The sequence below is a fragment of the Photobacterium sp. Alg240-V54 genome (assembly GCF_900537155.1).
Lineage (GTDB): Bacteria > Pseudomonadota > Gammaproteobacteria > Enterobacterales > Vibrionaceae > Photobacterium.
On sequence record NZ_UNRL01000004.1, the window covers coordinates 36,571 to 58,212 of the forward strand.

21 protein-coding genes, 11 tRNA genes and 1 pseudogene are annotated in these 21,642 nt (G+C 40.3%); 18 read left to right on the plus strand and 15 right to left on the minus strand.

Annotation, left to right across the window (positions count from 1 at the left end; all coding sequences use genetic code 11):
• Positions 1-14 precede the first annotated feature (14 nt).
• Positions 15-506, plus strand: coding sequence for a permease (locus G6R09_RS11900; protein ID WP_163922624.1), 492 nt, complete (start codon positions 15-17; stop codon positions 504-506).
• A gap of 181 nt (positions 507-687) precedes the next feature.
• Here the strand turns inward: G6R09_RS11900 and cobA are convergent, their stop codons facing one another.
• From cobA to nirB, 4 genes are all read right to left on the minus strand, one after another.
• A complete protein-coding gene (gene cobA, locus G6R09_RS11905) occupies positions 688-1,545 on the minus strand; it encodes a uroporphyrinogen-III C-methyltransferase (RefSeq protein ID WP_163922626.1) in 858 nt (285 codons plus the stop codon).
• Between the two features lie 39 nt (positions 1,546-1,584).
• Positions 1,585-2,400 (minus strand): nitrite transporter NirC, encoded by an 816-nt coding sequence (gene nirC / locus G6R09_RS11910; RefSeq protein ID WP_163922629.1) that lies wholly within the window; start codon positions 2,398-2,400, stop codon positions 1,585-1,587.
• Positions 2,401-2,511: 111 nt separating this feature from the next.
• Entirely contained in the window at positions 2,512-2,838 is a 327-nt protein-coding gene (gene nirD / locus G6R09_RS11915) for a nitrite reductase small subunit NirD (protein ID WP_163922632.1), read from the minus strand.
• Entirely contained in the window at positions 2,835-5,384 is a 2,550-nt protein-coding gene (gene nirB, locus G6R09_RS11920; protein ID WP_163922635.1) for a nitrite reductase large subunit NirB, read from the minus strand. Before nirB ends, nirD begins: the two co-directional genes overlap by 4 nt.
• A gap of 549 nt (positions 5,385-5,933) precedes the next feature.
• On the opposite strand from nirB, the gene G6R09_RS11925 reads away from it, so the two are divergent.
• The 11 genes from G6R09_RS11925 (at position 5,934) to G6R09_RS11975 (ending at position 7,425) form a co-directional block, all read left to right on the plus strand.
• Positions 5,934-6,007, plus strand: a tRNA-Cys gene (locus tag G6R09_RS11925).
• Between the two features lie 16 nt (positions 6,008-6,023).
• Positions 6,024-6,099 (plus strand) — tRNA-Gly (locus G6R09_RS11930).
• Between the two features lie 64 nt (positions 6,100-6,163).
• Positions 6,164-6,250, plus strand: a tRNA-Leu gene (locus G6R09_RS11935).
• Between the two features lie 52 nt (positions 6,251-6,302).
• Positions 6,303-6,376: transfer RNA gene (locus tag G6R09_RS11940), tRNA-Cys, on the plus strand.
• Between the two features lie 16 nt (positions 6,377-6,392).
• Positions 6,393-6,468: transfer RNA gene (locus tag G6R09_RS11945), tRNA-Gly, on the plus strand.
• Positions 6,469-6,638: 170 nt separating this feature from the next.
• Positions 6,639-6,725, plus strand: a tRNA-Leu gene (locus tag G6R09_RS11950).
• Between the two features lie 54 nt (positions 6,726-6,779).
• Positions 6,780-6,853 (plus strand) — tRNA-Cys (locus tag G6R09_RS11955).
• A 17-nt stretch (positions 6,854-6,870) separates the two neighbouring features.
• Positions 6,871-6,946 (plus strand) — tRNA-Gly (locus G6R09_RS11960).
• Positions 6,947-7,116: 170 nt separating this feature from the next.
• Positions 7,117-7,203, plus strand: a tRNA-Leu gene (locus G6R09_RS11965).
• A gap of 45 nt (positions 7,204-7,248) precedes the next feature.
• Positions 7,249-7,322: transfer RNA gene (locus G6R09_RS11970), tRNA-Cys, on the plus strand.
• A gap of 18 nt (positions 7,323-7,340) precedes the next feature.
• Positions 7,341-7,425 (plus strand) — tRNA-Leu (locus G6R09_RS11975).
• 333 nt (positions 7,426-7,758) lie between these two features.
• Here the strand turns inward: G6R09_RS11975 and G6R09_RS11980 are convergent.
• On the minus strand, positions 7,759-8,400 hold the full coding sequence (locus G6R09_RS11980) for a hypothetical protein (protein ID WP_163922638.1): 642 nt from the start codon (positions 8,398-8,400) through the stop codon (positions 7,759-7,761).
• A gap of 200 nt (positions 8,401-8,600) precedes the next feature.
• Between G6R09_RS11980 and G6R09_RS19930 the strand changes: the two genes are divergently transcribed.
• Positions 8,601-8,954 (plus strand): Arm DNA-binding domain-containing protein, encoded by a 354-nt coding sequence (locus G6R09_RS19930; RefSeq protein WP_240345740.1) that lies wholly within the window; start codon positions 8,601-8,603, stop codon positions 8,952-8,954.
• A gap of 30 nt (positions 8,955-8,984) precedes the next feature.
• On the opposite strand, the pseudogene G6R09_RS20005 reads toward G6R09_RS19930, so the two are convergent.
• From G6R09_RS20005 to G6R09_RS12030, 9 genes and pseudogenes are all read right to left on the minus strand, one after another.
• Positions 8,985-9,083: pseudogene (locus G6R09_RS20005) on the minus strand (winged helix-turn-helix domain-containing protein); the annotation flags it as partial.
• Complete coding sequence (locus G6R09_RS11995; RefSeq protein WP_163922640.1) at positions 9,083-9,388, minus strand: helix-turn-helix domain-containing protein; 306 nt, start codon at positions 9,386-9,388, stop codon at positions 9,083-9,085. The pseudogene G6R09_RS20005 and the gene G6R09_RS11995, both read right to left, overlap by 1 nt.
• Before the next feature lie 59 nt (positions 9,389-9,447).
• Positions 9,448-10,344: an AraC family transcriptional regulator gene (locus G6R09_RS12000; RefSeq protein ID WP_087843352.1), complete on the minus strand. Its 897-nt coding sequence runs from the start codon at positions 10,342-10,344 to the stop codon at positions 9,448-9,450.
• A 167-nt stretch (positions 10,345-10,511) separates the two neighbouring features.
• A complete protein-coding gene (locus G6R09_RS12005; RefSeq protein ID WP_163922642.1) occupies positions 10,512-10,736 on the minus strand; it encodes a hypothetical protein in 225 nt (74 codons plus the stop codon).
• On the minus strand, positions 10,726-11,946 hold the full coding sequence (locus G6R09_RS12010; protein ID WP_163922645.1) for a 4Fe-4S binding protein: 1,221 nt from the start codon (positions 11,944-11,946) through the stop codon (positions 10,726-10,728). The genes G6R09_RS12005 and G6R09_RS12010 overlap by 11 nt, the downstream gene beginning before the upstream one ends.
• Positions 11,946-13,208: a tetratricopeptide repeat protein gene (locus G6R09_RS12015; RefSeq protein WP_163922648.1), complete on the minus strand. Its 1,263-nt coding sequence runs from the start codon at positions 13,206-13,208 to the stop codon at positions 11,946-11,948. Before G6R09_RS12015 ends, G6R09_RS12010 begins: the two co-directional genes overlap by 1 nt.
• Positions 13,209-13,255: 47 nt before the next feature.
• A complete protein-coding gene (locus tag G6R09_RS12020; protein WP_163922651.1) occupies positions 13,256-13,576 on the minus strand; it encodes a hypothetical protein in 321 nt (106 codons plus the stop codon).
• Positions 13,576-15,123 (minus strand): 4Fe-4S dicluster domain-containing protein, encoded by a 1,548-nt coding sequence (locus G6R09_RS12025; protein WP_087843357.1) that lies wholly within the window; start codon positions 15,121-15,123, stop codon positions 13,576-13,578. The genes G6R09_RS12020 and G6R09_RS12025 overlap by 1 nt, the downstream gene beginning before the upstream one ends.
• Before the next feature lie 311 nt (positions 15,124-15,434).
• Positions 15,435-16,385: a metallophosphoesterase gene (locus G6R09_RS12030; RefSeq protein ID WP_163922654.1), complete on the minus strand. Its 951-nt coding sequence runs from the start codon at positions 16,383-16,385 to the stop codon at positions 15,435-15,437.
• Positions 16,386-16,848: 463 nt separating this feature from the next.
• On the opposite strand from G6R09_RS12030, the gene G6R09_RS12035 reads away from it, so the two are divergent.
• The 4 genes from G6R09_RS12035 (at position 16,849) to G6R09_RS12050 (ending at position 19,571) form a co-directional block, all read left to right on the plus strand.
• Positions 16,849-17,190 (plus strand): helix-turn-helix transcriptional regulator, encoded by a 342-nt coding sequence (locus G6R09_RS12035; protein WP_163922656.1) that lies wholly within the window; start codon positions 16,849-16,851, stop codon positions 17,188-17,190.
• 89 nt (positions 17,191-17,279) lie between these two features.
• On the plus strand, positions 17,280-18,338 hold the full coding sequence (gene arsB, locus G6R09_RS12040) for an ACR3 family arsenite efflux transporter (protein WP_163922659.1): 1,059 nt from the start codon (positions 17,280-17,282) through the stop codon (positions 18,336-18,338).
• Between the two features lie 120 nt (positions 18,339-18,458).
• Positions 18,459-18,959 (plus strand): hypothetical protein, encoded by a 501-nt coding sequence (locus tag G6R09_RS12045; RefSeq protein WP_065168635.1) that lies wholly within the window; start codon positions 18,459-18,461, stop codon positions 18,957-18,959.
• A 99-nt stretch (positions 18,960-19,058) separates the two neighbouring features.
• The gene (locus G6R09_RS12050; RefSeq protein WP_163922662.1) at positions 19,059-19,571 is read left to right on the plus strand and encodes an RNA methyltransferase; all 513 of its coding nucleotides are present in this window, start codon (positions 19,059-19,061) and stop codon (positions 19,569-19,571) included.
• A gap of 74 nt (positions 19,572-19,645) precedes the next feature.
• On the opposite strand, the gene G6R09_RS12055 is transcribed toward G6R09_RS12050, so the two are convergent.
• A complete protein-coding gene (locus G6R09_RS12055) occupies positions 19,646-20,503 on the minus strand; it encodes a DMT family transporter (RefSeq protein WP_163922666.1) in 858 nt (285 codons plus the stop codon).
• Positions 20,504-20,868: 365 nt separating this feature from the next.
• On the opposite strand from G6R09_RS12055, the gene G6R09_RS12060 reads away from it, so the two are divergent.
• Entirely contained in the window at positions 20,869-21,642 is a 774-nt protein-coding gene (locus G6R09_RS12060; protein ID WP_082955756.1) for a metalloregulator ArsR/SmtB family transcription factor, read from the plus strand.

A 21,642-nucleotide genomic window follows, 5' to 3' on the forward strand; every position in this document is an offset into this window, starting at 1 on the left:
TTTAAGTTGCTATTATGAATACTGTAAAAATATCATTTAAAGACTCACTGATCGGTGCGGTTATCAATGCGGTGATTAACTATTTTGTTGCTTGTCATGCTTTCGCGGATAAATTGCATGTTCCAATGTCTTTAGATTTAATCTCGACAACGGAAGTCTCAGTATGGGGACAAGCAGTATCATTATCGTTTGGTCTTGGCGCTATATTGTCTTTCATTACCGCAAAGATATTTAGCTCACATACCTTAAAACAAGCGCCACATTTAAAACCACAAATATCATCAGTGAAATTACCAAGTCTTATCGCTATTTCTCTTAATAACACCATGTTCTTATTTGGTTGGTTTGTTGCTCTTGCAGTATTGTGGACGTATTATTTTGGTGTTGTTCTCGTACCTGTCATGTATGCATCAATCATTGTTGCTGCCTTAGCATTTTTTGTGACGATATTAGTAGAGCAAAAAACAAAAAGTAGTTTGCTGCATCGTTGGAAAGAAGTTGCGTAAATAAGCCATTAAAAAATGGCTACTAGTCGATAGTATTTAATTAGAATTGCTCTTAATTAGTCGCTAAGGTGAACGATTGTTTCGATTGTAAAAATGATGGTCACAATACGCATTTAAAGAAGGCACTTAGGGTGTTCTCTTTGTCGTTAAAAGTATTTAAGTGCCTTTTTATTTGATTGCGTTAGCTTACCTTTCGGGGTGATTGATACTGGTGAACTTTAGGATAGCTGTGTGTTTCTAGCTCTTGTTTCGCTTGAAACCAATTTAAATTGTGAGTGAGTGTCGTAACACTGCCTATCACAATAAGAGCAGGGCTTGCTGCCTCTTTAGCTAATGATTCTAAATGTGCTAGATCACCAGTATGTACCCGTTGCTGTGAACTGGTACCTCGCTCTACGATGGCAATAGGTGTTGCCAGCGACATACCATAAGCACTGAGTTTATGGCGAATAACATGGCTCTGGTTTAACCCCATATAAAAGACTAAAGTGTGATTAGTGCGAGCCAGTGACGACCAGTCAATTTGATCTTTACCTTCTTTTAAATGCCCAGTAATAAACTGAACACTTTGTGCATGATCGCGATGGGTTAATGGAATACCAGAATAAGCCGCACAGCCAGATGCCGCCGTAATACCAGGTACCACTTCAAAGGGGATATTAAATGGTAATAAGGCTTCTAGTTCTTCACCGCCACGGCCAAAAATAAACGGATCGCCGCCTTTTAGCCTCACTACTAATTTTCCACTGAGTGCCTGTGTTACCAGTATTTGGTTAATATCAGCTTGTGGCACACAGTGATTGCCCGCTTCTTTACCTACAAATATATGCTCACAATGGTGAGGGAATAGCTCAACAATCTCGTTAGATACAAGGCGGTCATAGACGATGACATCAGCCTGTTGAATACAACGTAATGCTTTGACTGTTAACAAATCAGGATCACCAGGGCCTGCACCAACCAGTATTACTTTACCGTTAGTAGCAGCAGGTTTTTCTTTCGATGTTGGCAGTGAAAACACAGTTTCATTGGTTGTCATTCTATTTGCTCCAGGCTGATTTTTATTTTAGATCGTCAATTAAGCGGTTTGCTGTTGCGGTTCTGTTTTCTGTGCAGATCCCAAATATGGACGTTGGGTACGAGGCGTGGTGAACCAGTAGCCTAAGCCCATAAATACAACACCTGAAATTGTGTTACCTAGCGTTACCCAAAATAAGTTATGACCAATTCCCGCTAGGGTGAATACTTCCTTATGTTGACCAAACCATGACAGAGCAAAGATGGTCATGTTAGCGATTGAGTGCTCATAACCTGATGCGATGAAGGCAAGTAAGCACCACCAAATAGCAATAAACTTAGCCGAACCTTCAACACGCTGGCACATCCAAATTGCCAAGCAAACAAGCCAGTTACAAAGAATACCTTTGAAAAGTAATACTGATGCTGGTGCCGTTGTTTTTGCGAGTGCGACATTGTTTAGTAAGCTGTTGCCATCATTTAAAAGATGACCACCGCCAGCATAGAAGAACAATAGCGCAACACCGACAGAGCCTAAAAGGTTACCCATCCATGTTTGCGGTAATACACGTAGTGTATCAGCAATAGTAATTTGACCTGTTTTTACACCAAAAGTTAAAAACATAGTGTGTCCGGTGTAAAGCTCTGATCCTGCAATAATGACCAAGGTCAATGCGATACCAAATGTAGCCCCCATAACGAGTGGTCTAATACTAGGATCAACCATATTACCTAAAGTAAAAATTAAAATAATACCTAAACCAACGTAAGCGCCTGCCATAGCAGAACTTAGCCAAAATCCTAATTTTTCTTGTTGTGCAAATTCAACAATACGAGCGGCATTAGCTGAACATTTTTTGATGGTATCAGTGTACATACGTTTTCCCTGTAGTAATTAAAACTGTTTGTCATAGATTGATAACGATGCTGCGTTTCAACCTATGGCAAAAGAGTTTGGCAATTACCGCCAAACTCATTACTGCTCTGATTACAAACGGACTTGTACTTGACCCTGTTGTACTTGAATTTGATAACAAGCGACTTTAATCTCAGGCTGTTCTAGACAATGACCATCAATTAACGAGAAGCGCTGTTTTTTGAGTGGACTAGCAACCCAGAGTTGATTTTGATGTTGGCAAATAAGACCACGAGAGAGCACATTTGATTGTGCAAAAGGATCGTTATTATTTAGAGCAAACAGTTGTTCGCTGTTATCTGGACGGAAAATGGCTACTTGCTGGTCGTTAACTAAAGCACAGATACCCGTACCTGGAATTAAGTCATCAAGTTGACACACAGAAATCCACTGACTCATGCTTTTTCCTCCAATGAAATGTTAAAGGTTGTGGCTTTTTCATTAACGGTAGCTGGGCGATGTTGGTCACGCTCTGGCACAAAAACCACGTTATCATCACGTTTGGTACTATTAATAAAATGAGCAAATCGTTTTAATTGCTGCTCGTTGCTGAGGGTGGTTTTCCATTCACAGTGATAGCTGGCAATCAATCTTTCAGCATCAGCTTCTAGTTGTTGATTAAGGCCTAGCTTGTCGTTGATGATGACCTCTTTAAGGTATTCGACACCACCGTCTAAACTGGTTAACCATGTTGAAGTACGTTGTAATTTATCAGCGGTACGAATGTAGAACATTAAGTAGCGATCAACGTATTTAATCAGTGTTTCAGTATCGAGATCGGCGGCAAGAAGATCGGCATGACGCGGTTTCATGCCGCCATTACCACCAACATACATATTCCAACCAGCATCGGTTGCAATAATGCCTAAATCTTTGCCCTGTGCTTCGGCACACTCACGAGTACAACCAGAGACGCCAAATTTCATTTTGTGAGGGGTACGAATACCTTTGTAGCGGTTTTCTAGTTTAACACCTAAGCCGACACTGTCTTGTACACCAAAGCGACACCATGTGCTTCCGACACAGGTTTTTGCCATACGTAGTGCTTTGGCATAAGCTTGACCTGTTTCAAAACCAGCATCAATTAGACGTTGCCAAATCTGTGGTAAATCATCTTTTTGGGCACCAAATAGACCAATGCGTTGTGCACCTGTAATTTTAGTGTACAGCTGATAATCGTTAGCAATTTGCGCTAGAGCTAATAATCCTGCCGGAGTGACTTCACCGCCTGCCATACGTGGAATAACAGAGTAAGTGCCATCTTTTTGCATGTTGCCAAGGAATACATCATTGGTGTCTTGTAATGGTGTATTTTGTGGTGATAATGCGTATTCATTCCAGCATGAGGCTAAAATAGAGCCGACTGTTGGTTTACAGACTTCACAGCCGTAACCTTTACCGTGTTTGGCAAGTAAAGCTTCAAAAGATTTGATTTCTTCGACACGAATAAGGTGAAATAGCTCTTGGCGAGAATACTCAAAGTGTTCACATAGGTGATTCTTAACCTCGATACCAGCTTTAGCTAGTTCGCTATTAAGAACTTGAGTAATAAGAGGGATGCAACCACCACAGCCAGTACCTGCTTTAGTAACCGCTTTTATTTCGCCTAGTGTTGTATGACCATCAGCAACAGCTGCTGCAATTTTGCCTTTAGTCACATCAAAGCATGAGCACATTACTGCGCTATCAGGAAGAGAATCTGCACCCATCGCTGGTTTCTCTGCGCCCGCATGAGCCGGTAAAATTAGGCTGTCTGGATTTTTTGGTAATTCAATATTGTTGAGCTTTAGCTGTAATAAGTTGCCATAGTCAGCAGTATCACCGACTAAAACCGCACCTAATAGTTGTTTACCGTCTTCTGAAACGATAATGCGTTTATACACATCTTGCTGTTCGTTAAGGTAAACATAGCTTTTACTGTTAGGCGTTCGACCATTAGCATCACCAATGCTACCTACCTTTACGCCTAATAGCTTTAACTTAGCGCTCATGTCAGCGCCTTCAAAAGTATGAGCTTCACCCAATAAGTGGCTTACAGCAATTTGCGCCATTTTATAGCCAGGCGCAACCAATCCAAAGAACATGTCGTTCCATGATGCACATTCACCGATAGCATAAATATCGTTATCAGAGGTTTGGCAGTGATCATTAATAGCAATTCCGCCACGATGACCTAACGTTAGGTTACAGTTATTAGCCAGTGTGTCTTGCGGGCGAATACCGGTAGAGAAAACGATGAAATCTACCTCAAGCGAGGTGCCATCAGCAAAAGCGAGAGTGTTACGTGCAGTTTGGCCTTGAGGAATAATTTCTTGGGTGTTTTTACCTGTATGAACCACAACACCAAGTTGTTCGATTTTTTTTCTAAGTTGAGCACCGCCATGAGGGTCTAGTTGCTCAGCCATCAATACAGGGGCAAATTCAATAACGTGAGTATCAACACCTAATGCTTTAAGTGCTCCGGCAGCTTCCAAGCCAAGAAGACCACCACCAACAACAACGCCACTTTTACTGTGTTTAGCGGTTGCTTCAATTGCTTTAAGATCTTCAATGGTTCGATAAACAAAACAGTCTTTGGATTCATTGCCTTTAATGGGTGGAACCCAAGGATAAGAGCCTGTCGCCATCACTAATTTATCGTAATGAATCTCGCGACCAGTATTAGAGTAAATAATTTTTTGATTACGGTTAATTGTGATCGCACGTTCACCTAATAAGACATTAATATTGTGCTTTTGATAAAAACCATGTTTAACGAGTGATAGTTCTTCTGCTGTATGGTGAGAGAAATAAGATGAGAGATGAACCCTATCGTAAGCAACGCGTGGCTCTTCACAAAAGACCGTTACATCATACTTATCCATGTCAGCTTTATCGATTAGCTCTTCGATATAGCGGTGGCCAACCATGCCGTTACCAATAATCGCTATTTTGACTTTGCTCATAAATCCTCTTAACAACATCGTGAATTGCGATAATCTTATTAAGAGTTCTGTAGAATAAATATGATGCAAATCAAATCCAACTTTAAATAACCCTAAAGAGGTATGCTTTAAAATCAGATAATTAGCTGTAATTATTGCCTCCTATTCAGGGGATGAAGAAGATAAAAGAACAGCGCTACCTTTAGTGGTAGGTATTTTAGGATGCGTATTGTCGTTGCTTTTCAATGTAAGTTATCAGCAAGATGGTTAATCGAACTAATGATAAAAGAATGTGTTAGGGGCGGAGAATGTAACACTCAGTCCACCATATAAAAAAACAAACCACACTAAACAAGCGTTGATGATTTTTAAATTTGGCGTTGTTATTCTGCTGTGGGTGGTTTTTGATCAGAAACGGGCTGATTTTTAGGTTGATGTAACGGAAAATGACCACTTAAATAAAAAGTGATAATTTTTCATTGACTCAGTCCGTAAAATCAGTAAATTACACCACATACCGCAGCGGGGTAGCTCGCTAAGGTTTAGTAAAGAATATCATTCTTTATGAATGGCGCGTTGGCAGAGTGGCTATGCAGCGGATTGCAAATCCGTGTACCTCGGTTCGACTCCGGGACGCGCCTCCATTCTCTTTGAGAATATGCGACACTAGCTCAGCTGGTAGAGCGCAACCTTGCCAAGGTTGAGGTCACGAGTTCGAACCTCGTGTGTCGCTCCAAATTAAAAAATACGGCTTAGGCGGTATTTACAGATGGTGTCTTACCCATCGCAAGAAATTGCGTGCCCTGGTGGTGGAATTGGTAGACACAAGGGATTTAAAATCCCTCGGCGTTCGCGCTGTGCCGGTTCAAGTCCGGCCCGGGGCACCATCTATTAGGTTGCTAAGTAATTAACAGCAGGCTAGGGAAACCTAGTAACGTTGGCGCGTTGGCAGAGTGGCTATGCAGCGGATTGCAAATCCGTGTACCTCGGTTCGACTCCGGGACGCGCCTCCATTCTCTTTGAGAATATGCGACACTAGCTCAGCTGGTAGAGCGCAACCTTGCCAAGGTTGAGGTCACGAGTTCGAACCTCGTGTGTCGCTCCAATTTAGAAATATTGACGTTGTCAGTATTCAGCAACACAAGAGGTGACTCAACAATGTTGAGGTCACGCCTGAGTTTACAAGATCGGGAACCTCGTGTGTCGCTCCAAATTAAAAAATACGGCTTAGGCGGTATTTACAGATGGTGTCTTACCCATCGCAAGAAATTGCGTGCCCTGGTGGTGGAATTGGTAGACACAAGGGATTTAAAATCCCTCGGCGTTCGCGCTGTGCCGGTTCAAGTCCGGCCCGGGGCACCATCTATTTAGGTTGTTAAGTAATTAACAACAGGCTAGGGGAAACCTAGTAACGTTGGCGCGTTGGCAGAGTGGCTATGCAGCGGATTGCAAATCCGTGTACCTCGGTTCGACTCCGGGACGCGCCTCCATTTCTCTTTGAGAATATGCGACACTAGCTCAGCTGGTAGAGCGCAACCTTGCCAAGGTTGAGGTCACGAGTTCGAACCTCGTGTGTCGCTCCAATTTGGAAATATTGACGTTGTCAGTATTCAGCAATACAAGAGGTGACTCAACAATGTTGAGGTCACGCCTGAGTTTATAAGATCGGGAATCTCGTGTGTCGCTTCAAATTAAAAAATACGGCTTAGGCGGTATTTACAGATGGTGTCTTACCCATCGCAAGAAATTGCGTGCCCTGGTGGTGGAATTGGTAGACACAAGGGATTTAAAATCCCTCGGCGTTCGCGCTGTGCCGGTTCAAGTCCGGCCCGGGGCACCATCTATTTAGGTTGTTAAGTAATTAACAACAGGCTAGGGAAACGTTGGCGCGTTGGCAGAGTGGCTATGCAGCGGATTGCAAATCCGTGTACCTCGGTTCGACTCCGGGACGCGCCTCCATTCTCTTTGAGAATAAAAGCCCGAGTGGTGAAATTGGTATACACGACGGATTCAAAATCCGTTTCCTTCGGGAGTGACGGTTCAAGTCCGTCCTCGGGCACCAATTAAAATGATAAAGCCTCAGCTCACGCTGGGGCTTTGTTGTTTCTAGCCTAATCAAAAACTTAGCCCTGTCTTTTTCTGGTCAACTTCCTGTCCCATTCCGTTAAAATCACTTCGTGAAACTGCCGTTCCTGCTCATATCCGGGTGTGTTGAAAATTCATAGCCGATTACTGTCCTGAAAATTCCAACATAATCTAACGCTTTTTAGGGCGTTTAAATGTCCATATCTTGTACGCCAAGAGATTATTTGGGGGAGGTGAATTTTATAGGTGGGTATTCTTATAAGGATTTGTCACCACTAGATATTTAGTGATGACAAGAAAATTCTTAGTTCTAACCTGCAATTACGGTAAAGTTAAATTGAGTTTGACCATGATAATTTAAATTTGCCCCAATCGATTTAGCAGCACTTATATCAAGACCAAAGCTCAAATCAAATGATTCATTTAAACCAAATAATCCATTAGAAGCATTATCAACTAACTCGATTATATGAGGGAATTCATCAATCCATAAGTATTCTGTTTTCTTTTCAGAAGCTTTTAATGGAGATAAACATTTTATTTTGACGGTATATTCATCCGCCATGTTTAGCTTTGTGGAACCTTCCATAGGGATATTATCAATAATACCTTTCAAGCCGATTGAACCAGCCTTGCTTGTCTTAACGTTAAGATCTAATTCTTTTACTCTTAAATTGGCTCTGACATATGAAATGATATCGCTAATTTGCTCTCTCATGATATATTTATGAAATTGACTTGCCGGAATTAAATAGTTTGTACGTGTTGATTTAGGATGTCGAATATAATATTGATCTTCAACCCAATCATTACCAAAAGCTTCAGTGAAGCGATCAATTTCATCTTTATTACTAAGAACGAAAGAATTATCTCTTTTGTAATCTTTATAATTTTTTATCATGCCACTAAATAAACTTGCTGTAATCGCTACTGGAAGATCTGGTTTCTTCATTCGATTATTCATTTTTCCAAAGAAGCTAGTATCTATTCGATATATTTTAAGAGACATATTTTTTACCAATATTAAAAAATTATTATGCGTTATGTTTATTATTGGATTATTGAGAGTGATCACATTTTAAACTTACTGCAATAAAACAAACTTCAAACCTATATTACTTCTTTGATTTTGCTACCTAAATTGGAGTTAGCATGAAAAAGAAGTTTAAATTTACCACTACCAACCTTAAATCGTTACCATGTAACCCAATAGATTCACCCTCAACAGAGCTTGAATTTTCCGATACAGATGTAACGGGCTTAAAATGCTTATCGGGTAAGACAGGCAGTAAGCGATTCTTATTGCGTTATCAAATCAATGGTAAGAAAACCAGCATTGCTATAGGTCGCTTTCCAGACGTTGATTTATCGACTGCTCGTATTTTGTTGTCCAAACCTTGCTTCATCTTGAAACCATACATCGACCTTATCGAGCCCTATATGTCCTGGGATCTTAAGGATCGTTTCAATTTTAAATTTTTTAAAATTATCCTGAGTTTGCTGTGATTGTTTTGGGTGTTTTGACCGTGATGTTATCCACGAAAAGCCCATGCGCTTAAGTAGATAATAGATAGAATCTGGATGATAGTTTTTATCAAATTCTTTGATAATGTAAGCATGAATATCTGCACCTATTAATCGCCACCAGAAGAATCTTGAGCTTTAAGTTTAATATAATTAGATAACTGCTCACGTTGTTTAGGTGTGAGAAATGTAGGACGCCCACTTCGCGGTTTTTCTTGAAGTCCTTCTAGGTCTTCTTCAAGAAAAACGCTCACCCATTTATTAACACTTGTTCGGCTAACTTTGAGATATTTAGCAATTTGAGTACGAGATTTACCTTTCTTGAAGTGCTCTAAGGCAAGTAACCTCATTTTCATTTGAGTTGTTTTTTGTTGGCGAGCAAGCTTTTTAAAGTCGGTATTATCTAGGCTATCCATAGCGAATCTCATCTAAAAATGATGGTTTCAATTAGATCATAATTTTAGTTAGATTGGTGTTAGTATCCCATTTGACCATTTTGCTGGTAATTTAGACGGCTGATTGAGCGAAAGTCGCGAGGGGACAATTCCGTATGGCGACGAAAAAATTTTGCTAGGTTGGTCGCCTCTTCAAAACCCAGTTGGATCGCAATCTCCCCAATAGATAAAAAAGTATAGGCCAGCAGCCGTTTTGCTTCTAATAGTAGTCGGTCATCGATCAAACGTTTAGCACTGAGTCCGGTTTGCTGCTTGCACACGCTACCCAATTTTTTACTTGAGCACCCTAATAGGTTGGCATACTCCGCCACGTGGTGATGTTGATGAAAATGTTGTTCTACTGCAGCGCGAAAGCGATCGAACAACCTTGTTGGTTGTAGTGGTGTGAACTGTGCCAATTTGAGGTTAGCACGATAGATGCGGTGAATTAAACTGCGAAGCAGGCAATGTAACATGTCGTTGCGATGAGGGTGTCTGCTTTGAAATTCAGCATAGATCTCAGCAAAAGACTCTGCCAAATCTGGAGCATGGCAATGATTAATATGCTCAAACATGGCAATGATATCAGGTTTGAAAGTGTCATCTGCACCAGCAAACAACATGTTATCGGTGAAGGTCATAACATAGCCATCACTGTGTTCATTGAGAATAAAGTGATGAATTTGATGGCGAGCAATCAAAAAAAGGCTTCCCGGTTGATAGCGAAACGGCTTGGTGTCAATCATGTGTAGCCCTTCACCATGATTAATGTAGATCAGTGAGTAGAAATCTAAACGGTGTGGAGTGGTGAGAGGATAACGGTCGATTTCTGTTAGCAGGGTGCGTAGAGGACGCAGTGTTATCTCAACGAGGTTACAATCTTGGCTATTGAATGCAATACGCTGAATGGATTGGTGTTCTTGAGTACTTAGCGACATATGAATAATGCTCTTTTACTATCACGCGTGTACTTTATTCACTCTGGTCTATTTGTCTTTGATTTACATTCGGTTTTAGGTAGGGCGATAAATAATCTCGCCCTTTATTGATAGAAATGTGAATATGCGCACTGTTTATAATGGCATGATAAAGTCTCTCCCTATAGCTACCAACCTTCAGCTTTAGAAGTTTCGGCATTCAATTCGGCTAGGCGCTTGTAGTCAATTTTCACCGGAGTGGTCACGGCCGCTTTAGTTTCGGTACTCAACACTCGATAAATAGCATTTTGCTGCTGAGAATGAGTGTTTAAGCTCATCGCTGTTTGTACAACATGGGCTACGATAAGGCCGTTAGCAATGATAAAAAAGGCGAACGATATTTTATCGCGCATGCGGTTTCTCCTGTTGTTTTGTCGGTCGAACAGAACGTTTTTTCTTAGTTAGCGATTTCCCCCATAGCTTCATTGCACGCAGGAAAGCCATAGTCTGGGTGATCGGACATAAAGTTTGACACCATGGTTTGTGGATAAACAATGATGTTAGTATCACAAGAATGGTTAAGGCAAAAAGGATCGGTCCACCAATCATGTTAAACGCCATGCCAAAGGGCTCGAAGCTGAATGATGACGGGCTGCGGAAATACAATCCCAATGCTAAGGTGAACGTAACCAGTATACGTGGAAACCATAGCATCAAAGGATGATTGGATTTACATGCTTTTGCTTTATTGAGTTTACCAATGCATTCCTGTGCTGCTCCAAAGGGGCATACAGTGTTGCAGTAGATATTTTTGTTGGAAAATAGCAAATAACCAACAGTAAATAGTAACAGCATCAGGGAGGTGTAACTGGCTACGCCATCCACCCAGAAACCATTTAGCAGATAACCAACAGTACCTAGACCAAAAGGAGCTGCTGCATAGAAGCCTAACATGATCAGTGATACACCCATGATGATGCGACGACTTGCCACTTTCCATTTGAAACCAGCTTGGTTTATTACGATAGCTGCGATGAATAAAACAAGTGCTAATCCATCCATCCAATTAGGCATTGATAATGCTGAAGTGGAAATTGGTGGGATCGTTTGTTGTAAACCATCGCGGGCGCTGTGCTGACTGCTGATAAGTATGGCTTGGTGTATCGCCTTGCTAGTAAGGGTTGCTCCAGATGTTCCATCAACTATGGGTAATATTAAAGGTAATGATTGAGCCTTTTTATTTAAAAAATCATCAACAAAACCACTATCAATTACTTGGTTGAGATAAGATTCGGTTTCTGCACTGGCTGTAATTGCAATACCGGTTAATTCACCTACGTTATCGATCGCGGTGACGATTTCTAGTGGCCCTCCATAGCCGACAGCTGTAGCAAGAGAAAGCCATGTTGTCGGGTTGTTTGCGTCAAGGTTACTATCTCGTGCACGTGCTTGCCAAAGGTTTTGACCCATAGCGGTGTACACGAGTCCACTCGGTGTCGCTTGTGAAAGGGTTTTCTGAACGCTGCTATCTTGGCGTAATCCGCCCAAAAGCCAAGCAAAAAACAAGATAAATAGCGTCGCAACAATGGCGACTTTCTCTAGCAGATCGCGTTTTAAGTGCACTAGTGTTCCTCCTTGTTTCCGTCAGCCGTAACTGTAGCCGCAGTAATAACAGGCTGGGTTATGATTTTGACTTGTTGGTGGATTGTTTTAAGGGCATCAGCGTATGGTATTGTGGCTTGCGGATGCATGCCTTGTAAGAAGTAATAGCAACGCTCTGCCTCAGCATACCGTTGTAATTCAAATAAGCATTCAAACTCCAATGCGGAACTGCGGATGTTGTATGGTTCAATTGCTTTTAGACGCACTAGATCATTTAATGCTGGTTGGTATTGCTTAATACTAACCAGACATTCCGCACGAGCAAGGTATAATCCGACTTCATCTGGCATACTTTCTAAGGCTTGGTTGAGATACTCTGCTGCGATCTCTTGTTGGCCCATCGCTTTGGCTGTGAGCCCAAGGGTTTTGTGCAATTCAGGATGGGCATCACCTAAAGTAAGAGCGTGCTGTAATGTGCGCCAAGCTTCATTAGTATTATCGAGTGACAAATGACATTTACCGAGCGCTATCCACGAGCCTGCAAAGTTCGAAGATAAAGTACAAGCTTGCTCAAAACAAGCAATAGCATGTTCAAAATCTTCTAACTGATATAGGCAGACGCCTTTGTTGTGCCATGGACCTGGTAACGTTGGTATACGTTCTATTACTTGATCAAATGTACGCAATGCGTCAGCATGTCGACCTAGGCGCATATATTCGCCTGCAAGATGGAAATAGGGCGCGTAATCTTCTGGTTGTCGCAATGACATCGCTAAATAACACGAAATCGCGGCCTCAGGTTGGCCTAAGGCAGACAGAGCTTTGCCTCGTAGCAATTCTAATGCATTGTATTGAATTGTAGTTATCGAGTTTTGCTGGTGTGACTTATTGTGTTGCTCTTCACTTTGTTGTCCACGGCCAATGCAGGTCAGAGCTGATTCAGGTAGCCCCAGTTGAATTAAACCCGCGAGAAAACGCTGTTGATGTTCAGCGGCAATGCCATTTGTACCCAGTCCATCAAACCCTAATTGCGCTAACCAAAGGTTAACCTCCATTTGTAAGGCTTGGTGTTCAATCCAGCTATATAAGGCGGCTGGTTCGTCACCATTTAGGCTATTGACGCGTTGAGTGAGTAGGAGTTTGGCTTGCTCACTCACGGCCAACGTAATGGCATCAATATCGAGTTCAGACTCGAGAGTATGCATGCACAGCGATGAAAGAGCAGTTATTTGATCGAGAGTGTGTTGCGATAACATGGTGATGTCTCTTAGTGATCGTTTCAAGTATGCCCCTGCACAACAGCAGGGGCAAAATGGCTTAAATGATGGGATTACACTGTCTTAATTGTATGGCGGTCGCGTAGCCAAATCAGTAGACGCGCTATACCAAAGCCAGCAATGACTAAGGCTGTACCGACAACGCCAAGGAAGTACCAACCAGCATTACCTTCATTTTCCCCAAGTAAGGTAAAGGCACCAGCAATTGTAAGGAGAAAAGAGCCCCACCAACCTCCAACCAGTAACCATTTAGCAGGGTTCATATTAAGTTTGAATTCTGCTGCCCAGTAGCGTGCGTTTTGAAACAGATAAAGCTGTATCGCACCCATAACCATCCAAAATAGTGGGTCGAGTATAGTCGCTTGTGGAAACATTAGATCCCCTCCCAGTTACCGTCGTATTGCCAAGTTTTATCAACATTGAAGAAGTTTTCTGTACGCATCCACTCTGGTGGCTGGTGATAGCCTGCCATGTGGCCTCCATTCCAATCGCCGTGGTAGGCTTCTGCTTCAGGGTAATAGAACATATTGTGTTGCATCGCTAATAGAGCGGTGCGTGTTAAGCCCGTTTTATCGCGAGGATCGGCTTCACGTACAATGGTATGGATCCAGTTATTTTTACGAGTGTAAGGACACACAGAAATACAGGCACGACAGCCCATACCCATCGCCGTTGGGCCACTTTGCCACATACGGTAGCAACTATCTTGATTGAAGTCGTAACGCTTGAAGCCCCTGATCACGGTGTCGGGTTTGTCAGACAATGAGATTGAGCCTGATGGACAGCTTGTTGCGCAAATTTTGCAGTCCTGACAGAAGTGCTGCATGCCTAGATCAACTGGCTTGTCATGTTCAAGTTCGATGTCGGTTATTAAAGCTGCTAAACGAACATTAGTCCCTAACTCTGGAGTCATCAGTGTTCCATTTCGACTGGCTTCACCTAAACCTGCGAGTACACCCAATGGTGGTATAGTCATTTCATAATCATTACCCGGAACTTGACAGCGAGAACCATAACCTAGTTCACCAAGGAAGATTTGTAGTTTACCAATTGCCAAGCGACACTTGTGATATGCGTCGTACGAGGTGGAATAACCGATCGCCGAGTACATTGGATCCCAGTTCATAGGAATCCCGATAACTACGATGGATTTCCAGTGAGCTGGTACATCTTCACCCCAGCTATCAACACCGCGCATCATGTTCTTAAAAATGAACTCTTTGTGTATGCCTGTAATACCGACTAAGCTGGCACCAAATTGATGCGCCATGGTTTTCACTAATTCAGACGCATGTTGTGGTGATTTAAAGTCTAGTTTTTTGCGACTAGGATCGACAAAGTAGTAATCTGCTACTTCCGGTGGGCCTTCTGGTGGTTTAGGAAACTTAATTGGGTGATCGTGAGTTCCATATGCGGCTTTCTCATGAGCACAATCGTACGCCCAGCCAATGGCAAATTGATCACGTAAACGCTCTATATTGGCTTTACGAGATTCATTTTCACGGAAGGCGCGTAGCATTTCTTCAAAGCGATCTGGTATATCACGGTAGTAAATGCGGATACGTTCGTCAGGAAAGGTATCGAGCCCCATATCTGGCGTCCAGCCTTCGTTAAACGCATTACGGAAGCTACCAGTACGGTTAAATAAGTGAGAAGCCCATTCTGGACGTTCAATCTGAGCGACTTTACGAAATGTTGGTGGATAATCGACACGGAATGAATCTCGCTCAAAGAACATATCTTTGCCTTCTTCGGTGCGCCCCCAGCCCACATAGCTGTCAGGATCGCGACCTAGCTGGAAGCCAGCACCAATGGCACCAGCAACAGATGCTGCTACCGCGGTCGCGCCGCCAATTTTCAGGAAGTTCCGTCGTGACGGATTTGTAACATCTTGCGTTGCCGTATGTTTTTCGTGGGTCATCACGTTCATCCATGGTTAACATTATGCTCGAACAGAGCAAAAATCAGTGATGAGTAAATTGTTAACGATACGGCTAGTGGTCAAAAGGTAAATTTCTGACATAAAAAGATAAAAAAAGCCATATTTGTTGAGGTAATGTTATTTATGCTGTTTTTATCGACACTATGAATATGGTTGAGCTAAATATCAATTTAGGGGGAGGTGATGGTAGGGAGTCAGATAGAGATGAGTTGATGGCAGTAATAGCACAGTCAATCGAAGCCTAAATTATCACTGTACTATTACTGTTAATATTATTTCTATTTCTATTTCTATTTCTTTAATGTCACTTTAATAACACTATGCTCTGTGGGTACACCTAATCGAAAAGGAAAGCCATAATGACCAGTACCTCGATGTACATATAGCTTAGTATTATCTATTCCCCATAAGCCATGATCTGGCGATTTTGAAAATAGACTGATTACTGTCGTTTTTAATCCTAAACTGACAAGTCCCATAAGACCACCATGTGTATGACCACTTAAATATAAATCAATAGGGTGGCTCGCTAGAGGCAGATCTGAAAGGTGAGTTGGATCATGTAGCATAGCAATACTTGCGATGACATTCTTTTCATTAGGTAAGCTTTTGATTGCGTTACTGAGTTTAAGTTTTCTATCTTTAGAGTGAGAATCAAAGCCAATAACTTCAACAGGCCCAAGTCTAGTTTCTACTACCAGTGCTTCATCTATCAACAAAGTAATATTATTGTTAGCTAAGGCTGTTTTTACTATTTCAGGTGCTTCGTAATCATGGTTACCCATACAAGCGAACACTTTACCGCGATAGTCTTTTAATGGCTGAAGTGACTGTGACAATGTTTGTACTGATCCTTTTGACTCCATGGTCAAAAAATCGCCCGTTAATAAAATAAGATCCGGTTGTTTATCGACTGCGTTTTTACAAATATGCTGAAGTCGAGCAACAGACATATATGGGCCTAAATGTGGATCGGTTAACTGGATAATCTGCAGTGTGTCGTTATTATTTGAACGTGATGGCGCTAATTCTAAACGACTTAGCTGTGATGGTTGTGCATTATCATTTAAATCTATAACAACACTTTCTTCAGAAATACGGAAATTTTGTAATATACCGATTAAACCAAGTATATAAGGGACATACAAAAAATCAGCATTGTTAAAAAATACTAACCATAGTGCCCAAGGGAAGGCGATTATTGTTGCACCTAAAAACCATTGCCCAGGCCAATTTATCACAATGCGAACCCAAAGAGGTTGCATTTTTGGTCGAATAAGAAGCAAGGTGTCTATAAATACTAAACTATATAACAACAATATTATCAAAGGAGGAATGAAGCTAACCAGAGTGCCAAATATAGTAACAAAAACTAAACTATAAACCGTTAAAATAACGCCTCTAATGATGGCAAACTCTTTAGAGCGAAATAACCAACTAACAACAATAGTAAACACTAATAAAAATAACGTTATTGTGCCGATATTATCTAAAACAAAAGTCAATGAATTAATCCTATAAAATAAGTATTATCTTAATACAGTATTGCTAGTATTTTAGCTAAATATACCGTTGAGAGTATCCTTTTATTGGCGTTTTTTACTCAAGGCTGTTTGAATTTAAAATGTTCGGTGTTAATTTATTTTGCATCAAAGTTGAATATCTAGTATCGTTAATCGACGATGAACGGTTAGGTGTGAACAGATGAATAATAAATGCTCGAGTTCTTGTTATATTTCCTTTACGGCAACAGACCAACAACTTAATGATGAACAAATGTTAGCTGCACAAGCGAAAGCACTATCGCATCCAGCAAGGCTGCGTATTTTATATATTCTGCACAGTTTAGATGCGGTGAATGGCTGTTTGAACAGTGATTTAGTCTCTGAATTGGGTTTAGCACAATCAACGGTTTCTGAACATTTGCGTATATTAAAGCAAGCTGACTTTATTACAGCAGAGCCAAATCCTCCTAAAGTATGTTATCGCATTCATCGTGAAGCACTTGATAAATTCCATACTAGATTCGCCAGCTTTTTGTCTTAACGTATGACTAAAGATCTTGATAACAAAAAATTATTTACCAATTTTAATCGTTATTCGACGATTAACGATTATTAAAATAGAAGGTTACTATGACGAGTGAAAATGTAAAACGTTCAAATAATAAAATGCACTTTATTGATCGTTACCTAACCGTGTGGATTTTTGCTGCAATGATTATTGGTGTCGGTATTGGAGCTATATTTCCTGATGTAGCGCAGTGGAATGAATCGATGTCTGTTGGCAGTACTAACATTCCGCTGGCGATTGGTTTAATCCTTATGATGTATCCGCCGCTGGCTAAAGTGAACTATAGCTTAATGGGGAGTGTAACCAAAGATAAGCAAGCCATGACATTATCGTTAGTCATGAATTGGATTGTCGGCCCAATTTTAATGTTTAGCCTCGCATTACTCTTTTTGGGAGATCATCCCGGTTATATGGTCGGCATTATTTTGATTGGTTTAGCTCGTTGTATTGCAATGGTACTTGTATGGAATGATATTGGTGGCGGCAATAAAGAATATGGAGCGACACTGGTTGCGCTAAACAGTGTGTTTCAAATTTTTACTTATAGCTTTATGGCGTGGCTGTTTATTACAGTATTGCCTCCTATTTTTGGTTATCAAAGTGTTGTTGTGAATATTTCGATAATGAACATTGCTGAAAGTGTATTTATTTACCTTGGCATTCCTTTTATTGCAGGTTTTCTTAGCCGTAAGCTGTTGGTCGCTAAGAAAGGGGAGCTGTGGTACAACGATGTATTTATTCCTCGTATATCACCGCTTACACTCATTGCGCTGTTAGCAACAATTGTGCTTATGTTTAGCCTTAAAGGCGATATGATCTTAGCATTGCCAATGGATGTGTTTCGTGTCGCTGTTCCCTTGGTTATTTATTTTGTATTGATGTTTTTTATTAGCTTCTTTGTTGGTAAGAAGATCGGTCTTCCTTATGACAAGAACGCCTCTATCGCTTTTACAGCAACAGGTAATAATTTTGAATTAGCCATTGCTGTATCTATTGCGGTATTTGGATTGAATTCAGATCAAGCATTTGCTGGTGTTATTGGTCCTTTGGTCGAAGTGCCAGTATTAATTGCTTTAGTGAACGTGGCACTTAAAATGAAACAGAACTATTTAAATAATTAAATTAAAAATGGTGGTTTTATGAACGGTTGTGTAATTGTTCTTGCACAACCAAGGTAATTCCGTATAACCATTATCGACTTTGTTATTTATTTTTATTCAACTAACTGTTAAGGCATATGTATGACCAGCTACAGCGTAAAAACGTATACTCGATCTATATTTGATGACGATTTTGAGGATGATTCTATCGATGATTTTTGTGACGACTCGCTGTCTGTAACAGATGTGTGCTCTGAACAAGCTGATATGTTTGTAACGTTAATCGATAACGGAATAGCTGTTGTTGATGATAGCTATCACATGCTGGGTGACGCTCAAATACGAGTAGGCTATCGTGCTGTTATTGATGACAATGATCTGAATATTATACGTGTCAATTTAGTTCACATTATCGCTCAGGGATCGCGTAATCTGAAAGCTTATAATATTGAAGTAAAGGCGATGCCTGAAACTAGTACGCTATATATTTCAATCATGCCTTATATGCCATTCTTTACCACTATCCTTGATATGTATGACGCTAATAAAGCTCAGCAGATAGATGCCTTAATGCAGCAAACAATCGACACTTTAGCTAAAGGGTGGCTGTTTAAACGTTTGATGGATAATAACGAGAGTTAGTGGGTAGTTTGGTTACCACTTTCTGTAAAGTAGTAATTTCAGTATAATAACCGCTTGATTTATAGTTGCGGTTAAGCGAAAAAATAAGGTATTTCTGACATGAAAGATGCATCAGTCATCATTGGATTAAGCAATCCTAAAAGTCCAACTAATATAGGTGCAGTACTCAGAGCTGCTGGCTGTTATAAAGCGGATGCTGTTATTTATACCGGAACCCGTTACGATAAAGCTGCAAAGTTTCAAACCGATACAAAGAAGATGGCGCAGAGCATTCCATTATCTGGTGTTGAGTCCATGCTTGATAATCTGCCACAAGATATGAAAATTGTTTGTGTCGATTTTGCTGAAGGCGCAACATTACTGCCGCATTTTGTGCATCCAGAAAAAGCGATTTATATTTTTGGTCCTGAAGATGGTTCTATTTCACAAGACGTAGCAGATAACGCTGATCACGTTGTTTATGTACCAACTGTAGGGTGCATGAACTTAGCAGCATCCGTTAATGTTGTTTTATACGATCGTCTTGCGAAACAAGAGAATATTGCTCAAAGCGATGAACATATTCGCCAAAATCGTGACAATAAAAATAACCTTCGTGTAAATATTAAATAAGTAAACACTAAAATCTCGATAGATTATCGCCGTGTTAATGATGAACGGCGATAATTTTATAACGAAATTACATATCACCCTGACTGTTTCACATCCCATATAGTATAAAGTCCCAAGGTAATTAAAATTATTGCGCCACCTAAAATATCATTTAAAGACGGTTGCTCACCAAGCACTAAAAATACATATAAAGGGCCTAATAGGATTTCCATTAATAAAATTAAACTTGTTTGAGCAGCAGGAATATAGGCTGTTGATTTTGAAATACAGAGATAAGAACCCGGTACAATGATCCCGCCTAATACTAATAAATATAGCATTTGAATATGTGATAGTGAAAAAGGTTGCGCGCCTCGAATATAAGCAAATACAGCGATCATAAATCCGGCTACAATCAAGATGTTTGCCGCTTGTTCACCTTTTGTTTTACGCATAGCGACAAGGTAGATAGCTGTTGCTAATGCAGTAATCAATGCCAGTAGATTTCCGACCCATTGTCCGCCAGCAGGGGCAAAAGCAAATATAATCCAAATACCACTTGTCGCGACACCGATAGCCAGTAATGTTGGCCATTTGAGTTTTTCTTTTAATATTAAGAAACCTAAAATAGCCGTAAAGAAAGGGGCTGTATTAATGATCACCAGCGTACTTGCGACTTGAGTATAATGTAATGATTCTATAAAACAGACAGTAGAAGCTGCAAAAATAAAGCCTAATCCTAAAAGAGATAAAGAAGGACGTGATATTTCAGCAGTAAATTGCTTACGGTTGTAAAGTAGTTGCACAATGACTAAAACAATACATTGAAACGCGCCACGCCAAAAAAGTACATTCCATGCGGTTGAATCTGATAGTTTTACAAATAAGCTATCAAAGCTCAGTATCATTATGCCAATGAAAGCTAATAATAATCCGCGATTTTTATCGCTCATAAAAATATTTCCTATAATTTTTAGCTGGTATATTTTCGTATTAATCAATATTTTTTGTTAAATATGTAATGAACGATTAATAAAATGTATGCTTATATCGTATTAGTCACTATCTGTTAGGATTAATCAACCATTGAATCTAATATTGTATATGTCGTCCTCTATTTAAGAAAAAAAATTCATTGTTATGATGATATTTGCGATTTGTCGTAAAATGTGACTGCCTTTATAAAGATTTTATTGGAATAATATTTACCTCACCCAATAATTGAAGTGGTTAAGGTCACTTTTTTTTATTCGTACACTTGTTATATATGCTTTATCGTATATCCTGATGTTTTCGACGGTTATTTATAAGGTGTATTGTGAAACGCATTTTGTTTCTTTGTACTGGTAACTCCGCCCGTTCGCAACTTGCAGAAGCATTGATGCGTCACATGTGCCGAGATAGTGCCGCCACCATTGGCCAATTTGAAATAATGAGTGCAGGGATGGCACCTGAGAATGTTGATCCTCGAGTATATGAAGTACTGAATTATCATCATATTAATGCTGATAATTTAGCCAGTGTCTTAGCATCCAGTCTCCAAAATCAACATTTTGATGTTGTGATCACTTTATGCGATAAAGCTAATAAAGAATGTGCCCTTTTTCCAGATTCTGATGCATTAATTCATTGGGATTTTAAAGATCCTAAGCCACTATCTGGCTCTCAAGGATTTTATGATGTCTTTGATGGTTTAAAAGCCAAGATAGCGTTATTTTTAATGCTTAATGGTGATAATCAATCTGACACGATTGGCGCAGTAGAATTATTTAAAATTATGAGTGATCCACTACGGTTACGAATTTTAATGTTGATTCATGATGAACGTGCTTTATCTGTTGGAGATTTAACCAAAGCATTACAAGTTAGTCAGCCTAAAGTTTCTCGTCATTTAGCATTGTTACGAGATAGTGGTGTATTGCATGATCAGCGAGAGGGTGTTTGGATTTTTTACCATTTTCCAGCTGATCTACCCCAGTGGATTCAGCATACACTTGATACAGTCCGTAATGGGCAGCCAGCATTGATTAATCAAGAGAAAATACGTTTAAGTGCAATAAAAAATAGAAAGAAACCACAATCAATTAATTAA

Coding starts and splice junctions, on each gene's coding strand:
- G6R09_RS11900 (WP_163922624.1), top strand. CDS start 15: ATGAATACTGTAAAAATATCATTTAAAGACTCACTGATCGGTGCGGTT.
- G6R09_RS12000 (WP_087843352.1), bottom strand. CDS start 10,344: ATGTCGCTAAGTACTCAAGAACACCAATCCATTCAGCGTATTGCATTC.
- G6R09_RS12020 (WP_163922651.1), bottom strand. CDS start 13,576: ATGTTTCCACAAGCGACTATACTCGACCCACTATTTTGGATGGTTATG.
- G6R09_RS19930 (WP_240345740.1), top strand. CDS start 8,601: ATGAAAAAGAAGTTTAAATTTACCACTACCAACCTTAAATCGTTACCA.
- G6R09_RS12050 (WP_163922662.1), top strand. CDS start 19,059: ATGAAAGATGCATCAGTCATCATTGGATTAAGCAATCCTAAAAGTCCA.
- nirB (WP_163922635.1), bottom strand. CDS start 5,384: ATGAGCAAAGTCAAAATAGCGATTATTGGTAACGGCATGGTTGGCCAC.
- G6R09_RS12005 (WP_163922642.1), bottom strand. CDS start 10,736: ATGCGCGATAAAATATCGTTCGCCTTTTTTATCATTGCTAACGGCCTT.
- cobA (WP_163922626.1), bottom strand. CDS start 1,545: ATGACAACCAATGAAACTGTGTTTTCACTGCCAACATCGAAAGAAAAA.
- nirC (WP_163922629.1), bottom strand. CDS start 2,400: ATGTACACTGATACCATCAAAAAATGTTCAGCTAATGCCGCTCGTATT.
- G6R09_RS11980 (WP_163922638.1), bottom strand. CDS start 8,400: ATGAAGAAACCAGATCTTCCAGTAGCGATTACAGCAAGTTTATTTAGT.
- G6R09_RS12045 (WP_065168635.1), top strand. CDS start 18,459: ATGACCAGCTACAGCGTAAAAACGTATACTCGATCTATATTTGATGAC.
- G6R09_RS12025 (WP_087843357.1), bottom strand. CDS start 15,123: ATGACCCACGAAAAACATACGGCAACGCAAGATGTTACAAATCCGTCA.
- G6R09_RS11995 (WP_163922640.1), bottom strand. CDS start 9,388: ATGGATAGCCTAGATAATACCGACTTTAAAAAGCTTGCTCGCCAACAA.
- nirD (WP_163922632.1), bottom strand. CDS start 2,838: ATGAGTCAGTGGATTTCTGTGTGTCAACTTGATGACTTAATTCCAGGT.
- arsB (WP_163922659.1), top strand. CDS start 17,280: ATGACGAGTGAAAATGTAAAACGTTCAAATAATAAAATGCACTTTATT.
- G6R09_RS12055 (WP_163922666.1), bottom strand. CDS start 20,503: ATGAGCGATAAAAATCGCGGATTATTATTAGCTTTCATTGGCATAATG.
- G6R09_RS12035 (WP_163922656.1), top strand. CDS start 16,849: ATGAATAATAAATGCTCGAGTTCTTGTTATATTTCCTTTACGGCAACA.